Source organism: Geothrix terrae, assembly GCF_022808775.1.
Lineage (GTDB): Bacteria > Acidobacteriota > Holophagae > Holophagales > Holophagaceae > Geothrix > Geothrix terrae.
Map to the genome: position 1 here is coordinate 158386 of NZ_JAKZLA010000004.1, position 18600 is coordinate 176985.

Consider the following 18600-nt stretch of genomic DNA (forward strand, 5'->3'; position numbering starts at 1 on the left):
AGCGTGTCAGTAACCCTCGCCCTCCGCCGCCGCCTTCACCTTCCCCCGATGGAAGCGGAAGAGGAAGGTCAGGTAGCCGATGGCGATGGGGAAGCCGATGAGCCACCAGACCAGGCCCGCGCGGAGGCCGTGGGAGCCCACGCTGGCATTGAGGGCCGTCAGATCGAACTGGGGGTCGAGGGTGGATTTCAGCATCACCGGATAGACGCAGGCCGCGCTGGCCGCGAGGAGGCCGAGGATGAAGGCCCCGGAGCCCAGGAAGGCCAGCAGGAAGCGCTCCCGCTTGAGGCCCACGAACACCAGGGCCAGGCCAGCAAGGAAGATCAGGGAGGCCACCCAGCCCAGCGGGGCCTGCGGGAGGCGGTGGAAGATGCCGGGGTTCACGGCCGAGGTGGCGTAGCTGGCCACGATCCACAGGACCAGCACGGCGCCCCACAGCTTCATGGCGAGGCCCTTGGCGCGGTCGTGCACGGCGCCCTCCGTCTTCCAGGCCAGGAACAGGGCGCCGTGGCCCGCCACGGTCACCAGGGCGAACACCCCGATGAGGACGGTGTACCAGTCCAGGATGCCGGGCTGGGGGCCCTGGCGGAAGTTGGTCCAGAGCGCCATCTCGAAGTAGCCGCTCCCGTCCACCGGCACGCCCCGCAGGACATTGCCCAGGGCCGCACCGAACAGGATGGGGAGCAGCACGCTGGAGAACGCGAAGGCGCCGTCCCAGAAGTGGCGCCAGAGGCCGTCCTCCAGGTGGGACCGGAACTCGATGGAGATCCCGCGGGCCATCAGGCACCAGACCACCAGCCAGATGGCGAGGTAGAACCCGGAGAAGCCCGAGGCAAGCACCTTGGGGAAGGCCAGGAACATGGAGCCGCCACCCGCCAGCAGCCAGACCTCGTTGCCGTCCCACAGGGGGCCGATGGCGCCCAGCACCTCGCGGCGCTCCTCATTGGTCTTGGCCACCACCAGGTGCAGGATGCCGGCGCCGAAGTCGAAGCCGTCCATCACCACGTAGATCGCGACCATCACGGAGACGAGCCAGAACCAGAGCATTTCCATGGCGGACTCCTAGGCCTTCTGCGTATGGGCGACGGGGCCGTGGGCGATCTCCCGGCCGATGAGGAAGAGCCACAGGACGCTCAGCACCACGAAGATGCCGGCGAATCCGAGCGTCGTGAACGCAGTGTGGCCGGCGTTCACCGTGGGGGATCCCCCCTGGATCGTGCGCAGCAGGCCATAGATGAGCCAGGGCTGACGGCCGAACTCGGCCACCGCCCAGCCCGCGGCCGTGGCGATGTACGGGAAGGGGAAGGCCAGCATCAGCACCCAGAGCATGGGACGCGCCGTATCGAGGCGGCTCTTCCAGAGCAGCAGGGCAGCCAGGCCCATGATGGCGATCATGATCGTGCCCAGGCCCGCCATGATGTGGAAGCTGTAGTAGAGGAGCTCGATGTTCTGCGGCCATTGGTCCTCGGGAAACTCGAGCAGGCCCTTCACGTTGCTGGAGAAGCTGCCGTAGGCGATGAAGCTCAGCACGGCGGGCAGCTGGATGGGATTCTCGATCCGCCGCTGGGCCACGTTGGGCTGGCCCACCAGGGTGAGGTTGGCGCGGGGCCCGCTCTCGAAGCGGCCCTCCATGGCCGCCAGCGTGATGGGCTGGTACTTGGCCACGAGCTTGCCGGAGATGTCCCCCGTGGGGAAGGCCACGAGCACGCTGAAGATCAGGCCCATGATCGTGCCGGCCCGCAGGTTCAGCCGGGCCTGCTCCGGGTGGATGCCCTTGAGGGTCCAGTAGGCGCCGATGGCCGCCACCACGAAGGAAGCCGTCACCACGGAGGCGATCATGTTGTGGGCGTACTGGCCCAGCGCCCAGGGGTTGAGCACGAAGGCCCAGAAGCTGGCCAGCTGGAGGCTGCCGTCGGCGGCATGGGTGTAGCCCACGGGATGCTGCATGAACGCGTTGGTGGCGATGATGAAGTAGCCCGAGAGCCAGCTGCCGATCCACAGCGCCAGCGCGGCCCCGAAGTGGCCCTTCGGTGAGAGTTTCTTCTCGCCCCAGATCAGCATCCCCAGGAAGCTGCTCTCCAGGAAGAAGGCGAACATGCCTTCCATGCCCAGGGTCTGGCCGATGATGCCGCCGGAGAATCGCGAGAAGGCCGCCCAGTTCGTGCCGAACTGGAACTCCAGCGGAATGCCCGTCACCACGCCCACGGCGAAGTTGATGCCGAAGATCTTGATCCAGAAGCGGGCCGCATCGTTGTAGCGGGCCTCGCCGGTGCGGAGGCCCATGGCCTTCAGCACGACGATCACCAGGGCGAGTCCCATCGTCAGCTGCGGGAAAAGGTAGTGGTAGGTCGCCGTGAAGCCGAACTGAAGCCTGTGCCAGAAAAGCGGATCACCCATGGTTTCTCCCGGAATGAATGGCCTGCGACGCCTCTGGATCCATGATGCGCGGCCAGTATCCCACGCCAACCGTGGAGGGGCTCCTCCAAAGAGCTGAAACCAAACGGGAAACCGTCGGTGATGGAAATCACATTGTTTTCAATAGTCTTAAATCATTATTTAGTCATATTCTATTCGCATCCCAGCACTGGACCGCTCGCGGTTCCGGAAAGCTCAGGGGTAGGGGAGGCGGGCCCGGGGTGGGCCCGCCGTTTTTATTGGGCCGTCCCCGCCCAGGCTCGACCGCCGGTCAGTCCTCGACCACGATCTCCGACGTGATGGGCACGGCCGGCCGCAGCATGGCGGACACCCCGCAGTAGGTCTCCTCGGACAGCTTCACGGCGCGCTCCAGCTTGTCCATGGGCAGGTCCCTGCCCCGGAACACATAGCGGACGTGGATGCCGGTGAAGATCCTCGGATGTTCCTCCCGGGCCTCGGCGCTCACCTGCACCTCGAGGCCCTCCAGCTTCACGCGCATCTTCTCGAGGATGCTCACCACATCGATGGCGGTGCATCCGCCGAGCCCGGCCAGGACGAGTCCCTTGGGCCGGGGTCCCTGGGTGGGCGCCCCGTCACCGGCCGGCACGTCGATGTGGTAGTGGTGGCCTTCCTGGTCCACCTGGAACGTCAGGCCCGATTCCCAGCGGACATGTGCTTCCATGGAGGTTCCTTTCAGGAGAGGAAGGTGGCGATGCGCCGCCAGGAGCCGAGGTTGTGGACCTCCTTGAAGCCCTTGCGCTTGAGGATGGAGGCGGCGAATCCGCTGCGGCTGCCGCTCTCGCAGCAGAGCAGCACGGGACGTCCGGGATCCAGCTCCTTCGCGCGCTGCTCCAGCTGGTCGGCAGGGATGTTGACGGCCTTCGGGTGCGAGGCGGTGCGGAACTCGCCCGCGGTGCGGACGTCCACGATCTGGGCCCCTCGCTCCAGCATGGCCTTCACGTCCGCGGCCGAGGCCGAGCGTCGGCTCCACAGAAGGTAGCCGATGGCGGCCACCGGGATGAGGTAGATCCAGTACTCGGCCATCAGGCACCCGCCTGCTGGAGGGCCGCCAGAAGCGCGTGCGCGGACTGGACGCCCACCATGCGGCTCTGGATGCGGCCATCCTTGAGGACCACGAGGGTGGGGATGCTCTGGACGCCGAATTGGCCGGCCAGCAGCGGCTCCTCATCCACGTTGACCTTCGTCACGAGGGCCTTGGCGCCCGCGGTCTTGGCGACCTCGTCGAGGATGGGACCCTGCATGCGGCAGGGACCGCACCAGGGGGCCCAGAAGTCGATGAGCACGGGATTCGCGTGGGAGGAGACCTTGTGGAAGGCCTCGGTGGTGAGATGGATGACTTCGGACATGGCGACTCCGGAAATGGACAGGAGGAGAGGCGGAGCTGAGGCCGCCCGCGGGGCCTACTTGGCCGCGGCCCAGAGCAGGCCCATCACGGCGCCATACGTGATGGCGCGGAGGGGCGTGGCAGTGAGCGGACAGGTCCCCGTGCTGCAGCCCACCAGCCGCTGGTAGGCGTAGCCCAGGACCCCACCCACCGCGAGGCCCAGGAGGATGCGGAGGGCCACGGGCTTCACCGGGAACATCCCACACCCGCACCTTCGGGCACCCCGAGCTTGCGCAGGATGGTGGACATGAGGCACCAGTTGGTGAGGCCGCTCTGGAGCAGGTTGGCACCCACGAAGACCGTGAACCAGATCCAGTTCGGGTTGTGGAACCTCGCCAGGGCGAGGCTCAGCAGGATGAATGTGCCGGCGACGGTGTGGACGATGCGATCGACGTTCATGAATCACTCCTTAGGGGGCCTTGCGAACCAACCAGCGCTTTCCTGGTTGGTTCGTTAGGGCCTCTTATGTCGCCTGCTCGTTCGAGGGGGCGATCGGGTTATGCGAAGGCGACGCGACGGCGAGAGCCGCCTGGCGTTGCAGGTTGGCCGCATGGCCCCGGCGGGCCACGACGTAGTAGAGCACCGGCACAGCGATGCGGGACAGCAGGGTGGCGGCCACTTCGCCCGCCATGAGGCTGATGGCCAGGCCCTGGAAGATGGGGTCCGCCAGCATGACGGCGCTCCCCACCAGCACGGCGGCGGCCGTCAGCAGCATGGGGCGGAACCGCACCACGCCGGCCTCCTCCACCGCGGATTCCAGCGACATCCCCTCCTTCAGCTTCAGCTCGATGAAATCCACCAGGATGATGCTGTTGCGGACGATGATGCCGGCCCCGGCGATGAAGCCGATCATGCTCGTGGCCGTGAAGAAGGCGCCCATGAGGCCGTGGGCGGGGATGATCCCGATGAGGGAGAGCGGGATGGGAACCAGGATCACCCAGGGGATCTCGAAGCTCTCGAACCAGCCCACCACCAGCACGAAGATCAGCACCAGCACGGCGGCGAAGGCCATGCCGAGGTCGCGGAAGACCTCGAGGGTGATGTGCCACTCGCCGTCCCACTTCATGATGAGGTTCTCGGTGTTCTCGGGGTGGGCCAGGCCGAGACGCTCCACCTTCGCGCCGCCGGTGCCCTTGAGGGCGTCGATCTTCTTGTTCAGCGCGGCCAGGGCGTAAACGGGGCTCTCGATGGTCCCCGCCAGGTCGGAGAAGACGTAGGCGACGGGCATCAGGTTCTTGTGGTGGATGACAGGCTCCTCGGTCCCGTCCTTCACCGTCACCAGCTCCCGCACGGGCACCATGCCCCGGGCCCCCGGGACATAGAGCTGGAGGATCTGATCCAGCCGCTGGCGCTTCTCGGAGGGGAGCTGCACCACCACCGGCACCTGGCTGGAGCCGCGCAGGACGTGGAAGGCTCCGACGGTATGGCCGTAGCCCGCCATGTAGAGCGTCTGGACGACGCTGGCGGGGGCCACCCCGTGGAGGGCCGCCTTCTCGCGGTCGAGGACAAGGCTGATCTTGGGCGAGGTCGGATTCAGGGTGGAGTCCACGTCCACGATGCCGTCCACGCTCTTGAAGGCGCCGAGGACCTCCCCGGCCAGGCGGGCGCGCTCGGCCTCGGAGGGCCCATAGACCTCGGCCACGATGGTGTCCATGACCGGGGGCCCGGGCGGGATCTCCACGAGTTTCATGCGGGCCCCCGCCGGCTTCGAGATCTTCTCGAGCTCGGGGCGCAGGCGCACGACGATGTCATGGCTCTGCTCCTTGCGGTCGCCCTTGGGCACCAGGTTGACCTGGATGTCGACCATCTCGGCCGCCTGGCGGAGGAAGCTGTGGCGCACCATGCCCACGAAGGTGAAGGGCGCGGCTTCGCCCGCATAGACCTGCACGTCCTTGACCGTGGCGTCCTTGAGTAGACGGCGGGCGATGTCCTGACCGGCGGCCAGGGCATCCTCCTTCGGCGTCCCGGCCGGGAGGTCCAGCTGGACCATGAACTCCGACTTGTTGTCGAAGGGCAGCATCTTGACCTTGACCACGCCGAAGCCCACCAGGGACATGGCACCCGCCAGCAGGACCACCACACCGGCGAAGAAGGCCCACCGGACCCGGGGCCGGGTCAGCAGGGCGTGCATGGAGGTCCGGTAGATCCGGGTGAACCGGGTTTCGGGCACCTCGTCAGGGCCCCGGTGATGCTGGGCGGGTTCGGGGGCCGCCTGGTCGGGGCTGGCGGGATGGAGGCCGGAGGGATCGGTCTCGGGGAGGTGCGCCTCCTTCCGGAACACGATGAGGCTGGCCCAGGGACTGATGACGAAGGCGATGACCAGGCTGAAGATCATAGCCAGGCTCGCCCCCACGGGGATGGGCCGCATGTAGGGGCCCATGAGCCCGCGCACGAAGGCCATGGGCAGGATGGCCGCGATCACCGCGAACGTGGCGAGGATCGTGGGATTGCCCACCTCGTCCACCGCCTCCACCACCATGCGGGCGAAGGTCTTCTTCTGGCCGGGAAGATGCAGGTGCCGGTGGATGTTCTCCACCACCACGATGGCGTCGTCCACCAGGATGCCGATGGAGAAGATGAGCGCGAACAGCGTGACCCGGTTCAACGTGTAGCCGAACAGGTAGGTGATGAGCAGCGTGAGGGCCAGGGTGACCGGCACGGCCACGCCCACCACCACCGCGCTACGCCAGCCCATGGCCAGCAGGATGAGCGCGATGACGCTGAGGGTGGCGATGAGCAGGTGCTCGATCAGCTCATTGGACTTGTCTCCGGCCGTCTCGCCGTAGTTCCGGGTGACGGTCACCTTCAGATCGCGGGGGATGAGGGTTCCCCGCAGGGCTTCCACCTTGGTGAGCACCTGCTCCGCCAGGGCCGTGGCGTTCGCCCCGGCCCGCTTGGACAGGGAGATGCTGACCGCGGGCTCGAAGCCGGGCCGCGCCGCGTCGGCGAAGAGGACCATGGGCGGCTCGGACTCGGGGGCATCCACCACCCGGGCGACATCCGCGAGGTAGACGGGCTTCATGTTCCGCACGCCCACCACGAGGCGGCGCAGCTCGGAGGCCTGGAGCACGAAACCGGTGGCCTCGAGCTCCGTGCGCTTGCCGTGGTCCACGAGCGCGCCCGCCGGCAGCTGGGCTTCGGCGGCCTGGAGGGCCGGCTGGAGCTCGCCGATGGACATGTTGAGGGACCGGAGGCGGTCGGGATCCGGCTCAATCCGGACCATGCGCCGGGCGCCGCCGACCACCTTCACCTGGGCGGTGTTCGGCACATCGGACAGCTCCCGCGCCAAGACTTCGCCGACCTGGCGGAGCTGCCCCGGCGTCTGCCCGGAGCCGGCCTCGCCGTGAAGCGTGAGCACCAGGAAGGGCACGTCGTCGATGGTCTGGAGCTTGATGATGGGCTTCATGGCCCCAGGCGGCAGGATCTGGGGATTGGCCGCCAGTTCCTGGTAGATCTTCACCAGGCTGGGCTCCTGGGGCTCGTTCACCTTGAAGCGCACGGTGATGAGCGCCATGCCCGGCATGCTCGTACTGTAGAGGTACTCGACGCCGGGAATGCCCCAGAGGCGGCGCTCCAGGGGCGTGGCGACCTGGCTCTCGATCTCCTTGGGGCTCGCGCCCGGGTAGGGCACGTAGAGGTCCACCATCGGGACGATGATCTGGGGTTCCTCTTCTCGAGGCGTGAGGACCACGGCGAGGACGCCCAGCAGCAGCGAGGCCAGGACGATGAGCGGCGTCAGCTTGCTGCGGAGGAAGCCCTTGGCCAGCCGCCCGGCCAGGCCCAGTCTGGGCTCACTTGCCCCATGTTCACTTGCCACGGCTCACCCCGCTGGAGATCTCGACAGGTTGGCCATCCTGGAGCGCACCGGGATGGTCGATGACCTTCTCGCCCTCCTTCAGGCCCGAGCGCACGGGCAGGAAGCTGCCCTCCCCTTCGCCCAGGGAGAGCCAGCGGAGCTCGGCATGGCCATCCTTGGCGACGAAGACGCCCGTGAGCTCACCCCGCTGCACGAGGGCGCTGCGGGGCACGGAGAGGCCCTCAGCGGCCGCCTTCGCGCCCGGCACCAGGATGCGGGCGAAGGAACCCTGCCGGAGTCCCTTGGGCTTGAGCACCTTGGCGCGCAGGGTGCCCTTGTGGCTGGTGGGGTCACCGCCGGGAGCCAGGCCCGTGATCTGGGCCTCGCCCTGGACGCCCTCCGATTCGAACGCCACTTTGGCGCCGGCCTTGAGCCCCTTGGCCTCGCCCTCGGACACAGTGGCAAGCAGCTCCTGCTCGCCGTCGCCCACCAGCTCCAGCAGGGGCGTGCCGGGCCCGACGAAGTCGCCTTCGTTGACCTTCCGGGACTGCACCACGCCGGCGAAGGGGGCGCGGATCTGCGTGTAGGCGATGTTGGCCTTCAGGGAGGAGACGCCGGCCTGGGCCTGGGCCACCTGGGCTTCCACCTGCTCCAGTTCCACGGCCGTGCTGGCTTTCTGGGCCTGGAGGGCCTGGATGCGGCGGTGGTACGCCTGGACGGTGGCGAGTCCCGTCTCTGCGGCCCTCAGCTGGCCCTGGAGGTCCTCGTCGCCCAGGGCGATGAGCAGGGTGCCGGCGGACACGCGCTGGCCCTCCTGGACGAGGACGCGCTTGACCTGGGCGGCCATGCGGGTGGACATCATGGCCGTGCGGCTGGACTGGAGCGTGGCGGCCACCCAGGCACCGCCCTCCGGCGCGCCATCGGCCACCAGGGAGACCGCGACCCGAGGCAGTTCTTTCTCTACCCGGGAATCCCGCTTGCTCCCGCATGCGAGATTCCCGAGCAACGCCACACTCAGGCTGGCGAGCACGAATGCTGACTTCATGGCTTCACTCCTTCGATGGGGGTGCCGGTCGCAAGATCAAGGCTGGCGCGGCTCACGCGAAGATCGAACAGGCTCTGGAGGATGAGGGTGCGGGCGCCCTGCACGGCGGCTTCCGCGTCGAGCACTTCGATGAGGGGCGCAAGGCCTTCCTTGTGGCGGGCCTCCCGCAGACGCTTGGATTCCTCGGCGGCGGCCAGGGATTCCTTCGCCGCGGCGTAGCGGGCCTGGGCGGCGAGGACGCCTTCCCTGGCCACGCGGATCTCGTGCTCGGCCTGCTGCTGCTTGAAGTCCCGCATCTCGCGGGCGGCGCGCTCCTGGGCGCGGGCGGCCCGGGCCTTGGCCTGGTCGGGCGCGGAGAACACCTTCCACTTCACGCCCACGCCGGCCCAGGTCCAGTTCCCCTTGTCGGACCAGGAATGGTGGAGGGTGCCTGCCCCCAGCTCCAGGCCCACTTCGGGAAGCAGGCTGCCCTTGGCGGCCTTGGCGCCTTCCGTCGCGGCCTTGGCCTGGAGGTCGGCGGCCAGCAGGTCGCCCCGGCGGCCAGAGGGCAGCCCAGCCTCTGGATCCGTGGGTTCCTTCAAGGGGCGCATGCGCCCCTCGAAATCTAGGGTCAGCGGCGTGGCCAGCGGGCCCTCCACGGGGCCCGTGCCGGTGAGGAGGCCCAGTCCCGAACGGGCGGAACGCACCTGCTTGGTGACGTCGGCCTTCTGGGCGTCGATCTGGGCGTGGAAGGCCTTCAGGCGCTGGAGCTCCGACTCCAGCATCAGGCCCTGCTTGACGCGGGCCCCCACGAAGTCCTCCATGCCCTGGATCCAGGTCCGGGAATCCTCCACCCACTTGAGGGCCTGCTCGGCCACCTGGGTGCCGAAGTAGGCCTCCACCACCGCCTGGGCCGTCTCCTGCTTCCGGCGCTCCTGGCTGGCCACCTCGGCCTGGGCCATGAAGTCGCCCGCCCGGCGGGCGGCGGTGATCCGCCCGCCGGTGTAGAGCGGCTGCTGGAGCACGGCCGAGCCACCATAGGCGCCGATGGCATCCGGGTGGTTCAGGCTGTCGGGGTTGAAGTCCGCCGCGGCGATGCGGGCCTGGTTCAGCTTGATGCCGAAGGCCATCATGGGCTCGTTGGTGCGGATCCCCTGGGCCTGGAGCGTGAGGCTCGGCAACCGGAGGTCGCGGGTGCCTTCAGCTTCCGCTTGGCGGGATTCCACCATGGCCTGGCCCGCGCGGAGGCCGGCCTGGTCGCGCCATGCCTTCCGGATGCTGTCGGCCACGGTCAAGCCATCCTGCCCCAGGAGGCTTCCCCCCGACAGCAGCGCCAAGCTCAATCCCGTGATGGCTTTAATGTTCATAAAGGAATACTCCTAAACAAAAAAAAGCAACTACATATAAAAGCATTCGTTCATTTAAGAGCCTTATAGGTCATCTTTGCACGATCGGTCACATGACCGCACACCAGATCGCAGAGCTCGCCCACCAGGGGCATCACGGGGGTGAAGTACACCGCATTGCCCTCGGGCTCGCGGGTCACGAGGCCCACGCGCACCAGGCAGGCCAGGTGCTTCGACGCGTTGGCCTGGGACAAGCCCGAGGCCTCGGCCACGGCCCCCTGGCTGAGGGGGCCCTTGTTGTCGAGGAGGGAGCGGAGGATCTTCAGGCGGGAGGCGTCGCCCAGGGCGCTGAACAGGCCGCTCACTTCTTCGATCATGGGATTGCTGAGCTGATGGTTCACGATTTCAACTCCATGCGACTATATTCATCCGGTTTCATGTCTTGTCAACCCGGAAATCTGGTCTCCACTGGAAAACTGTATATCCATCGGAGCATCCAGCAACCGACATTCCATCCATCTGCGGGGATTTGCGGGGATTCGTGATGGACATCATCTCTTTACCGGGAAAATCCACCCGGAGGTCCGTGGGACTTCCCCCCCAGTCCGCCAGGCCCGGCCCGCAATGCTAGGCTGAGGCAGGAGGCCCCCGTGGAGGACCTGGACGCCCGCGCCGCTAAGATCCGCCTGCTCTGCACCGACATCGACGGGGTCCTCACCGACGGCGCCCTGCACTACGGCCCGGAGCCCGGCCACACGAAGGCCTTCCACGTGCGGGACGGGGCCGCCATCAAGCACTTGCAGCGGGCGGGCATCCCCGTGGCCTTCATCTCAGGCCTGGATGCCGGGGCCACCGTGAACCGGGCCCGGGACCTGGGTGTGGAGGACTGCTTCGCCGGCCACCTGGACAAGCTGCCCATCCTTGACCAGCTCTGCGCCAAGTACGGCCTGGCCTACGATCAGGTCGGCCACCTGGGCGACGACCTGCCGGACCTGCCCCTGCTGCGCCGCGTGGGCCTGGCCTGCTGCCCTTCGGATGCGGCGGACGAGGTGAAGGCCATCTGCCACTGGACCGTGCCCGTCCCCGGCGGCCGGGGCGTGCTGCGCCGGGCGGCTGAGCGGATCCTGAAGGCCCAGGGGCGGTGGGACGAGATCGTGGGCCGGTACTAGCCTTCGACCCAGCAACGAAAGGATCTCCACGAAGGGCGTTTTCGCGGTCTTCGCGTTCCGCTTTCCTTCGTGTCCTTCGGGGAGATCCGTTGAAGCCCGGGGGAGCCCCTACTTCAGCCCGCGCTTCTCCAGCAGGGGCTCCACCTTGGGATCACGGCCGCGGAAGTTCCGGTAGAGCTGCCCCGGATCGATCGTGCCCCCCTTGGACAGCACCTCGGCGCGGAACTTGGCGGCGGTGGCGGAGTCGAAGAGGTTGCCCTTCTCCTTGAACGCCTGGAACGCGTCGCTGTCCAGCACGGCGCTCCAGATGTAGCTGTAGTAGCCCGCCGCGTAGCCGCCCATGATGTGGTTGAAGTAGGGGCTGCGGTAGCGGGGCGGGATCTCGGCGAGGAGGCCCCACTTGGCCAGGGAGGCCTTCTCGAAGGCGGCGGTGTCCTGGGGCTTGGTGGTGGTCAGCGTGTGCCAGTCCATGTCCAGCAGGGAGGCCGCCATGTACTCCACGGTGGCGAAGCCCTGGCCGAAGGTGGCGGCCTTCTTCATCTTGGCCACCAGGGCGTCCGGGATGACCTCGCCGGTCTTGTAGTGCTTGGCGTAGAGCTTCAGCATCGCCGGCTCCATGGCCCAGTTCTCCATGACCTGGCTGGGCAGCTCCACGAAATCCCGGGGCGTGCCGGCGGTGCCGCGGTAGCGGCCCTTGTAGAAGAGGCCATGGAGGCCGTGGCCGAACTCGTGGAAGAGGGTTCGCACCTCGTCCGAGGTCAGCAGCGCGGGCCGGTCGCCCGCCGGGGCCGTGAAGTTGCAGACGTTCACCACCACCGGGTCCACCTGCTTCCCGTCCTTCACCCAGGCGGGCCGGTAGCTGCTCATCCAGGCGCCGCCGCGCTTGCCGGGACGCGGATGGTAGTCCACGTAGATGAGGCCCAGGTGGCGGCCGTCCTTCTCCTTCACTTCGAAACAGCGCACGTCCTTCTGGTAGACGGGCATGTCCTTCAGCTCCGTGAAGGTGATGCCGTAGAGTCGGCCCGCCAGCGTGAACGCCCCCTGCCGCACAGCATCGATGGCGAAGTAGGGCTTCACCGATTCCTCGTCGAAGTCGTACTTGGCCTGCTTCACCTTCTCGGCGTAGTAGCGCCAGTCCCAGGCTTCCAGCTTCTGTCCGGGAAGGTCCTTGGCCATCATGGCCTGCAGCTCGGCCCGCTCCTTCTTGGCCACGTCCAGCGCGGGCTTCCAGATCTGGTCCAGCAGGCCATAGACGCCCTTGGGATCCTTGGCCATGTTCTCTTCGAGCACGAATTCCGCCCAGGTGCGGTAGCCCAGCAGCTGGGCCTTCTCCACGCGCAGGGCCGCCACCTGGGCGACGATGGCGTTGGTGTCGGTGTCGCCGCCCTGGTTGCAGCGCTCCAGGTAGCCCGTGAGGATCCGCTTCCGCAGGTCGCGGTTCTGGGCGTACTCCAGGAAGGGCCAGATGCTGGGGCCATCCAGGGTGAACAGCCACTTCCCGTCCTGCCCCGCCTTCTTCGCCGCGGCGGCAGCCGCCAGGCGCGTGCCCTCGGGCAGGCCCGCCAGGTCCTCGGGCTTGTCGATCACCAGCCGGAAGGCCTTGGTGGCCTTGAGCAGGCGATCGCCGAAGTCCACGCCCAGCTTGGACAGCTCCGCATTGATGGCTCGCATGCGGGTCTGCTGGGCGGGCGTGAGCGCGGCGCCCGCGCGCACGAAGCCCTTGTAGGTGCGCTCCAGGAGGCGGGCCTGGTCGGGCTCCAGCTTCAGCGCAGCCCGGCCATCCCACACGGCCTTCACGCGCCCGAAGAGCTTGGCGTCCAGGTTGATGTCGTCGCGGTGGGCCGCCAGAAGGGGCATCACCTCGCGATTCACGGCCTGGAGCTTCGGATTCGTCTCGGCGCCGGTGAGGTTGAAGAAGACGGAGCCGATGCGGTCCATGAACTGGCCGGACAGGTCCAGGGCCACGATGGTGTTGGCGAAGGTGGGGGCCTCCTTGGCGTCGGCGATGGCGGCCACCTCGGCCCTCTGGCGGACCATGCCCTCCTTGAAGGCCGGAAGGAAGTGCGCTTCCTGGATCTCCGCGAAGGGCGGCACGCCGAAGGGGGTCTTCCATTCGCCGAAGAAGGGGTTGGCGGCAATGGCCGGATCAGCGGCCAGGGCGGGCAGGGTCATGAGGGCGGCCAAGGCGGAGGCGGGACGCATGGAAGGCTCCTGGGGGGTCATACTCCACTCTAGCATCATCTTACGAGGGGTTGCTCCCCGGAAAGCCCCGGAAGGATCGGATATCCTCAGGGCATGACCAGCCTCATCTCCTCGCGCATCGCTCGGGCCGGGGCCCTGCTGGGTCTCTCCCTGTTCCTGGCCTGCCAGCCCCAGGCTCCCGTGGTGGTGCCCCAGGCGCCGCCACCCCAGGTCCAGCCCCCGGCCCCACCCAAGCCGCAGGGCCCCCCGCCCAAGCCGAAGATCGCCCTGGTGCTGGGTGGCGGTGCCGCGCGCGGGTTCGCGCATATCGGCGTCATCCGCGCCCTGGAGCAGGAGAAGATCCCGGTGGACCTGGTGGTCGGCACCAGCGTGGGCAGCCTCATCGGCGCCATCTACGCCGCGGACCGCAACAGCTTCGAGCTGGAGTGGACCGCCTTCCAGCTGCAGAAGGAGGACCTCTTCGACTTTGGTGTGATCTCCACCGTGGCGGGCATGGGCTTCGCCAAGGGCGACAAGCTCGAGACCTGGGTCAAGGGCCACATCAGGCCGGCCAACATCGAGCAGCTGAAGATCCCCTTCGCGGCCGTGGCCACGGACCTCAACTGGGGCCAGAAGGTGGTGCTGGACCGGGGCTCCGTGGCCCGCGCCGTGCGCGCCAGCTCGGCCATTCCCGGCGTGTTCCAGCCCGTGCAGCACATGGGCAAGATCCTGGTGGACGGTGGCGTGGTGGACAACATCCCCATCTCCGTGGCCCGCGCCAAGGGCGCCGACCTCGTCATCGCCGTGGACATCAGCGCCAACGTGGGGAACACGGACATCACCAACCTGCTGGGCGTGAGCCTCCAGGCCGCCAACATCATGTTCGCCCTCAATGTGGAGCACTCGAAGAAGGACGCGGACGTGCTCATCTCGCCGGCCATCGGCGACGTGGGCACCCTGGACTTCACCCAGAAGAAGCGCTGCATGGAGGCGGGCATCGTGGCCGCCCAGCAGGCCATGCCCGCCATCCGCCAGGCCATCGACAAGTGGGTGGCCGCCCGGATGGCGGCGGCCACCCCGCAGCCTTGATCTACTTCACGAACACCATGTCGCCCATGGGGTTGAGGTAGAAGCGCTCACCCCGGGCATTCTCCTGGATGACGCGGCCCTGGGCGTCCACGCCCGCCACGGACACCCGCTGCTCGCCCTTGATGCCGTCGAACTTGAGGTAGCCGGCCCGACCCGGCGCCATGGCTTGGCCCGGCGCCATGGCCCGGCCCGGGGCGGGCGCGAGCTTGATGTAGCCCAGGGACTCGGCGCTGTGGAACTGCAGGTCGCCGGTGTTCGGCTCCACCTGGAAGTACTCGCCCTGGGGCGTCTTGAAGACCGGGCGGCCGTTCAGCATGCCCGCCACGGACAGGCTGCCCCGCCACTTCATGAAGGTGCCGGCGAACTTGATGGTGGTGGCCGCGGCCTCCCGGCGGCTGGCGGCAGGGCTCTGGACCGCGGGCAGCGCCTGGGGCTTGCCCGGAGCGGCCTGGCCCATGAACTGGGGTGAGGGGGACTGGGGTTTGGGAGGCTGGGGTCGGGTGGCCTGGGCCGAGGCGCCGGAGGTCAGGAACACGCTGGCGGAGAGCATCGCGACCGCCGGAGACTGCGACTTGCTGCTGGGTTTCCGCTTCATGGGTCCTCCTCGTGGGTGGTGCCGCATCAACCCTGCGGCGGGGCAGCCTGTGCGGGGGTGGCGCGCCCGGCCTTCGCGCGCCGCTTCGGGAGGGCCACCAGGGTGCCCCGGCAGGTCGGGGCCCCGCAGTGGCAGGGGAAGAGCTCGCGGCTCAGGCCGCGGGAGAGGCGCGACGAGCCGACGGACTGCAGCTTGTAGTCGAAGGTCAGCTCGGCCCCGGCCGGAATCTCCTGCATGGCGTAGACGTAGGGCGTCCCGTCGAAGATGTAGACCTCGCAGTTGGGCTCGCAGCTGTGGTTGACGAAGCGGGCGTCGTTGCCCTGATCCGCGCCGTCGATGGCCGTGTCCAGGTCCAGGTTCAGGACGTACGTCAGCGTCCGCTCCCCCCGTCCCGCCGCGGCCAGCAGCTCCGTCTTGGCGATGCGCCGGCCGGCATATTCGAGGACCCGCGTCCCCCTCGGGATCGGTCGCTTGGCGAAGACCCCGGTGCCGTGGATGCCCGAAGCCTGGACCCGGATGAAGTCCCTGTCCTGCCCTGGGCCTTTGGTGCTCGGCATGCCACCTCCCGGAAGGTCCATGGCGGAACGGTTGTGGAATGAAGCGGCGGATCGGCGAGGGGGACTGATGGCGGCGGCCCCCATCATGCCCCCGCCTCGGGTGTGTGAACAGGAAATTCGGGCGGCCCGCTCGGAGGAAGGGCCCCGTGAACCCGGAACACGGAGAAGCCCCCCTCAGCGGTTTCCGGGAGCCCCTCCCAGAAGGTGGGAAGGGTGCACCTCGCGCGTGACCCGGGGAAAGACCTCGGGCATGTAGATGGTCTGGATCGCGGGAAGCTCGCCATGGGCCTCCCACAGCTCCTGGGTCTGCCAGTGCTCCACGAGCACGAACCGCCCCGGCTCGGCGTCCGACTGGTAGGCCTCCCAGCGGACACAACCCGGTTCCGCGAGGCAGAGCGGGCGCATGCGGACCAGAGCCTCGGCGATGGGCTCCACGTCGGCGGGCGCCTTCGCGGAAAGGATGACGATCAGATGGAACATGAGGACCTCGCAGCGGCGACCGCAGCGGCCGCAACCCCCGGCAGCCAGTCCGAGGCGGGGGTGAACCGGTAGCCCAGCCCGGCGGCTCGGGCCGTCGACATGCATAGGGTCTGGGGGAAGGAAAAGGGTGAACAGGCCTCGTCCGCGCCGGGATCGGCCGCTTCCTCGATGCGGGCCACCCGTCCACTGGCCACCCCGATGGCGGCGCAGAGGTCACGCACGTCGAGCCCTTCAGGGGAGCAGGCGTTGACGGCGCCGGTGAACGTGGCCGTGGTGGCCCAGGCCAGGAAGGCGGCGATGTCCTCGGCATGGATGAAGGAGCTCTTCCCCGACCCGGGCCAGGTCAGGATGGGTCTCCCCGTCAGCATGCGGTCCACGTGGAAGCTGAAGCGGCCGGTGAATTCATCCTTGTCCGAGAGCACGTGCCCGACTCGGACGAAGGCGACCGGGAAGGAGGCCGTCTGGGCCAGCGCGGCCTCGGCCTGGCGCTTGCCTTCGCCGTAATGGCCTTCCGCGAAGACCGGGTCGAGCCAGGGGAGGCTCTCATCGTAGGCGTAGGTCTCCGGATTCAGTCCGCTCTCGAGCGCCCACGGACTCAGGGTCGGGACCTCTCGGTCCTCGAACGTGCGGGGATTGTAGGTTTCGATGGTGGAGGTCATGACCAGGCGCCGGGTGCGCCCCTTGAACGCGAGGCTGGCCGCCAGCGCGGCGATGGGCGAATAGCACATCTGGTGGAGGACGGCGTCGAAGGTGCGCTCCCCGAGGGCGGCCGCCAGCGCGGCCGCGTCGTTCGCATCGGCCTTCAGCCGCTGGACCGAATCTCCGAAATCATCCTGCGAGCGCCCTCGCGTCAGGATCGTCACCCGGTGCCCCTGGGCCAGGAGCCTGCGGACGATCAGCTTGCCGAAATACCGGGTCCCTCCGATGACGCAGATCTCCGCCATGCACGCTCCCTGAGTGAAGACAGCTCGTGGAGAAGGGACGATAACAATCTCGACCAATCAGGTCAACATATCGACTTCCGCCCGCCGCGGCCTGGAGCTGCGCACGGCAGGCGGGGGGAGCTACTGGAAGCTGAAGGCCGCGAAGCCCTGAGGGGCCGCCCAGCCCACCATCAATGGGATTTGAGGGCCGTCGCGCGGTCGAACATGAACAGCTTGCGATCAAAGTCCCGGTTGGTGCTGTTCATGTCCCGCAGGGGCTCCTCCTCGTAGTCGGTCAGGGCTTTCGTGCGGTCGTCGGGATCGTAGGCAAACCGCGTGGTGAAGTAGGCCCGCGTCAGCTTGGCCTTCGCCTTCGCCAGGAGCTTGGCCTTCCACGTGGCGTAGGGCACGGGCCGGTCGAAGAGCGAGGGATCGAGGACCTGGACCGTCGGGGTCTTGCCCTCCCTGACGAACACGACAGGTGCGACGTGGTAGGTCAGGCCCACCTCGCCGAAGCGCTGGCTGTCCACGAAGAGCTCACCCTCCACCCAGGCCTTGGCCGCCATCACGCCCCGGTCGTCGAGGATGCGCACCATCTTGTGGGCCCGGGCGTAGTTGCCGTCCAGCAGGAACCCGTGTGGGATGTCGGAACGCCTCGCCAGCTCGGTGAAGAGGTCCCCCGCCTCCTGGGGTTCGATCACGGATACGGCGATGTGCTGGCCGTTGTCCGGGGAATCCAGGATCTGCGTGAGCCCCGGATTGGCGTGTGCCCCTTGGGCCACGGCGACAAGCCCGATCTGGAGGGCCAGGACGAGGGGAAGGCGCAGGGTCACGGCGGAACTCCGATCGGTGGCGGACAAGGAATTGGGGACCCCGCCCCTGAACCCCGGGGCGGGATCGAAGGTGGCTCCCATCGGGTCAGCCCTTGTGGGCGTGGACCCGGGCGAAGAGCGCCGCATCGGCCTTGGCGCCGTGGCACTTCCGGCAGAAATCGAGGGTGGGCAGGGCTAGGCCCGCGGCCTTGGCCGCCGCCAGGTTCTTCATGACGCCCATGGCCTTGTAGTCGGCGCCGTTGCCGTGGCAGGCCTCGCAGTCGAGGCCCTTCTTCGCGTGGGCCGAGGCGGACCAGGAGTCGTGCTGAAGGCGGTGGCACATCTTGCAGGCTCCGGCTCCCACCGCGGCATGGCCGTTGTTGGCCATGGAAGGCATGGGGCTCGCGGCGGCGGGCGCCGGCTTGGGCGCAGGCGTCGGGGCCGCGGCGGGCGCCGGAGCAGGCGCGGCCACGGGCGCCGGAGTGGGCGCAGGGCTGGGCGTGGCCGCGGGCGTGACCGCGGGCGTGACCGCGGGAGCGGGCGTGGCCGGGGCCGGTTTGGGAGCCGTCTCGGCGGCCTTGGGAGCCGGGGCCGCTGGCTCGGCCTTCGTCCCGGCGGTGGTCGGCTGGGCCGAGGGCTGAGGTGAGGGCTGGGCGGCGGGCGCGCCAGCGGCCGGCGTTGCGGCCGGGGTCGTGGCCGGAGCTGCGGCGGGAGCCGGCGCCTCCTTCTCGGCGCAGGCCAAGAGGAAGGCGAGCATCAGGGCAGGCACGACCGTTCGACGCATGGGATCTCCGGGGACTGACCCGAT

The 18600-nt window shown here is 68.3% G+C and carries 20 protein-coding genes; 2 read left to right on the forward strand and 18 right to left on the reverse strand.

The window, feature by feature from the left end:
• Nucleotides 1-6 precede the first annotated feature (6 nt).
• From cydB to MLE42_RS09530, 11 genes are all read right to left on the reverse strand, one after another.
• Nucleotides 7-1053 (reverse strand): cytochrome d ubiquinol oxidase subunit II, encoded by a 1047-nt coding sequence (cydB, locus tag MLE42_RS09480; protein WP_243287640.1) that lies wholly within the window; start codon nucleotides 1051-1053, stop codon nucleotides 7-9.
• A gap of 9 nt (nucleotides 1054-1062) precedes the next feature.
• Nucleotides 1063-2397, reverse strand: coding sequence for a cytochrome ubiquinol oxidase subunit I (locus MLE42_RS09485; protein WP_243287641.1), 1335 nt, complete (start codon nucleotides 2395-2397; stop codon nucleotides 1063-1065).
• Between the two features lie 289 nt (nucleotides 2398-2686).
• Entirely contained in the window at nucleotides 2687-3097 is a 411-nt protein-coding gene (locus tag MLE42_RS09490) for an OsmC family protein (RefSeq protein WP_243287642.1), read from the reverse strand.
• Between the two features lie 11 nt (nucleotides 3098-3108).
• Nucleotides 3109-3459: a rhodanese-like domain-containing protein gene (locus MLE42_RS09495; protein ID WP_243287643.1), complete on the reverse strand. Its 351-nt coding sequence runs from the start codon at nucleotides 3457-3459 to the stop codon at nucleotides 3109-3111.
• Complete coding sequence (trxA, locus tag MLE42_RS09500; RefSeq protein ID WP_243287644.1) at nucleotides 3459-3782, reverse strand: thioredoxin; 324 nt, start codon at nucleotides 3780-3782, stop codon at nucleotides 3459-3461. The genes MLE42_RS09495 and trxA overlap by 1 nt, the downstream gene beginning before the upstream one ends.
• A gap of 54 nt (nucleotides 3783-3836) precedes the next feature.
• Nucleotides 3837-4019 (reverse strand): DUF6132 family protein, encoded by a 183-nt coding sequence (locus MLE42_RS09505; protein ID WP_243287645.1) that lies wholly within the window; start codon nucleotides 4017-4019, stop codon nucleotides 3837-3839.
• A complete protein-coding gene (locus MLE42_RS09510) occupies nucleotides 4007-4219 on the reverse strand; it encodes a YgaP family membrane protein (RefSeq protein WP_243287646.1) in 213 nt (70 codons plus the stop codon). Before MLE42_RS09510 ends, MLE42_RS09505 begins: the two co-directional genes overlap by 13 nt.
• A gap of 64 nt (nucleotides 4220-4283) precedes the next feature.
• Complete coding sequence (locus MLE42_RS09515) at nucleotides 4284-7637, reverse strand: efflux RND transporter permease subunit (RefSeq protein ID WP_243287647.1); 3354 nt, start codon at nucleotides 7635-7637, stop codon at nucleotides 4284-4286.
• Nucleotides 7627-8661: an efflux RND transporter periplasmic adaptor subunit gene (locus tag MLE42_RS09520; RefSeq protein ID WP_243287648.1), complete on the reverse strand. Its 1035-nt coding sequence runs from the start codon at nucleotides 8659-8661 to the stop codon at nucleotides 7627-7629. The genes MLE42_RS09515 and MLE42_RS09520 overlap by 11 nt, the downstream gene beginning before the upstream one ends.
• A complete protein-coding gene (locus MLE42_RS09525) occupies nucleotides 8658-10007 on the reverse strand; it encodes a TolC family protein (RefSeq protein ID WP_243287649.1) in 1350 nt (449 codons plus the stop codon). Before MLE42_RS09525 ends, MLE42_RS09520 begins: the two co-directional genes overlap by 4 nt.
• A gap of 50 nt (nucleotides 10008-10057) precedes the next feature.
• On the reverse strand, nucleotides 10058-10387 hold the full coding sequence (locus tag MLE42_RS09530; protein ID WP_243287650.1) for an ArsR/SmtB family transcription factor: 330 nt from the start codon (nucleotides 10385-10387) through the stop codon (nucleotides 10058-10060).
• 249 nt (nucleotides 10388-10636) lie between these two features.
• On the opposite strand from MLE42_RS09530, the gene MLE42_RS09535 reads away from it, so the two are divergent.
• The gene (locus MLE42_RS09535; RefSeq protein WP_243287651.1) at nucleotides 10637-11155 is read left to right on the forward strand and encodes a KdsC family phosphatase; all 519 of its coding nucleotides are present in this window, start codon (nucleotides 10637-10639) and stop codon (nucleotides 11153-11155) included.
• A gap of 108 nt (nucleotides 11156-11263) precedes the next feature.
• On the opposite strand, the gene MLE42_RS09540 is transcribed toward MLE42_RS09535, so the two are convergent.
• Nucleotides 11264-13357: a M3 family metallopeptidase gene (locus MLE42_RS09540; RefSeq protein WP_243287652.1), complete on the reverse strand. Its 2094-nt coding sequence runs from the start codon at nucleotides 13355-13357 to the stop codon at nucleotides 11264-11266.
• 93 nt (nucleotides 13358-13450) lie between these two features.
• On the opposite strand from MLE42_RS09540, the gene MLE42_RS09545 reads away from it, so the two are divergent.
• Complete coding sequence (locus MLE42_RS09545; protein WP_243287653.1) at nucleotides 13451-14425, forward strand: patatin-like phospholipase family protein; 975 nt, start codon at nucleotides 13451-13453, stop codon at nucleotides 14423-14425.
• 1 nt (nucleotide 14426) lies between these two features.
• Here the strand turns inward: MLE42_RS09545 and MLE42_RS09550 are convergent, their stop codons facing one another.
• The 6 genes from MLE42_RS09550 to MLE42_RS09575 all read right to left on the reverse strand — a co-directional run bounded on the left by MLE42_RS09550 (nucleotide 14427) and on the right by MLE42_RS09575 (nucleotide 18576).
• Entirely contained in the window at nucleotides 14427-15020 is a 594-nt protein-coding gene (locus MLE42_RS09550) for a hypothetical protein (RefSeq protein ID WP_243287654.1), read from the reverse strand.
• Nucleotides 15021-15046: 26 nt separating this feature from the next.
• Nucleotides 15047-15577 carry an SET domain-containing protein gene (locus MLE42_RS09555; protein ID WP_243287655.1) on the reverse strand — a complete coding sequence of 177 codons (531 nt, stop codon included), beginning with the start codon at nucleotides 15575-15577 and terminating at the stop codon, nucleotides 15047-15049.
• Nucleotides 15578-15751: 174 nt separating this feature from the next.
• On the reverse strand, nucleotides 15752-16057 hold the full coding sequence (locus MLE42_RS09560; protein ID WP_243287656.1) for a putative quinol monooxygenase: 306 nt from the start codon (nucleotides 16055-16057) through the stop codon (nucleotides 15752-15754).
• Entirely contained in the window at nucleotides 16045-17001 is a 957-nt protein-coding gene (locus tag MLE42_RS09565; RefSeq protein ID WP_243287657.1) for an NAD-dependent epimerase/dehydratase family protein, read from the reverse strand. Before MLE42_RS09565 ends, MLE42_RS09560 begins: the two co-directional genes overlap by 13 nt.
• 170 nt (nucleotides 17002-17171) lie before the next feature.
• Nucleotides 17172-17813 carry a protein-glutamine glutaminase family protein gene (locus tag MLE42_RS09570; RefSeq protein ID WP_243287658.1) on the reverse strand — a complete coding sequence of 214 codons (642 nt, stop codon included), beginning with the start codon at nucleotides 17811-17813 and terminating at the stop codon, nucleotides 17172-17174.
• A gap of 85 nt (nucleotides 17814-17898) precedes the next feature.
• Nucleotides 17899-18576 (reverse strand): hypothetical protein, encoded by a 678-nt coding sequence (locus MLE42_RS09575; protein WP_243287835.1) that lies wholly within the window; start codon nucleotides 18574-18576, stop codon nucleotides 17899-17901.
• Between the last annotated feature and the right edge of the window lie 24 nt (nucleotides 18577-18600).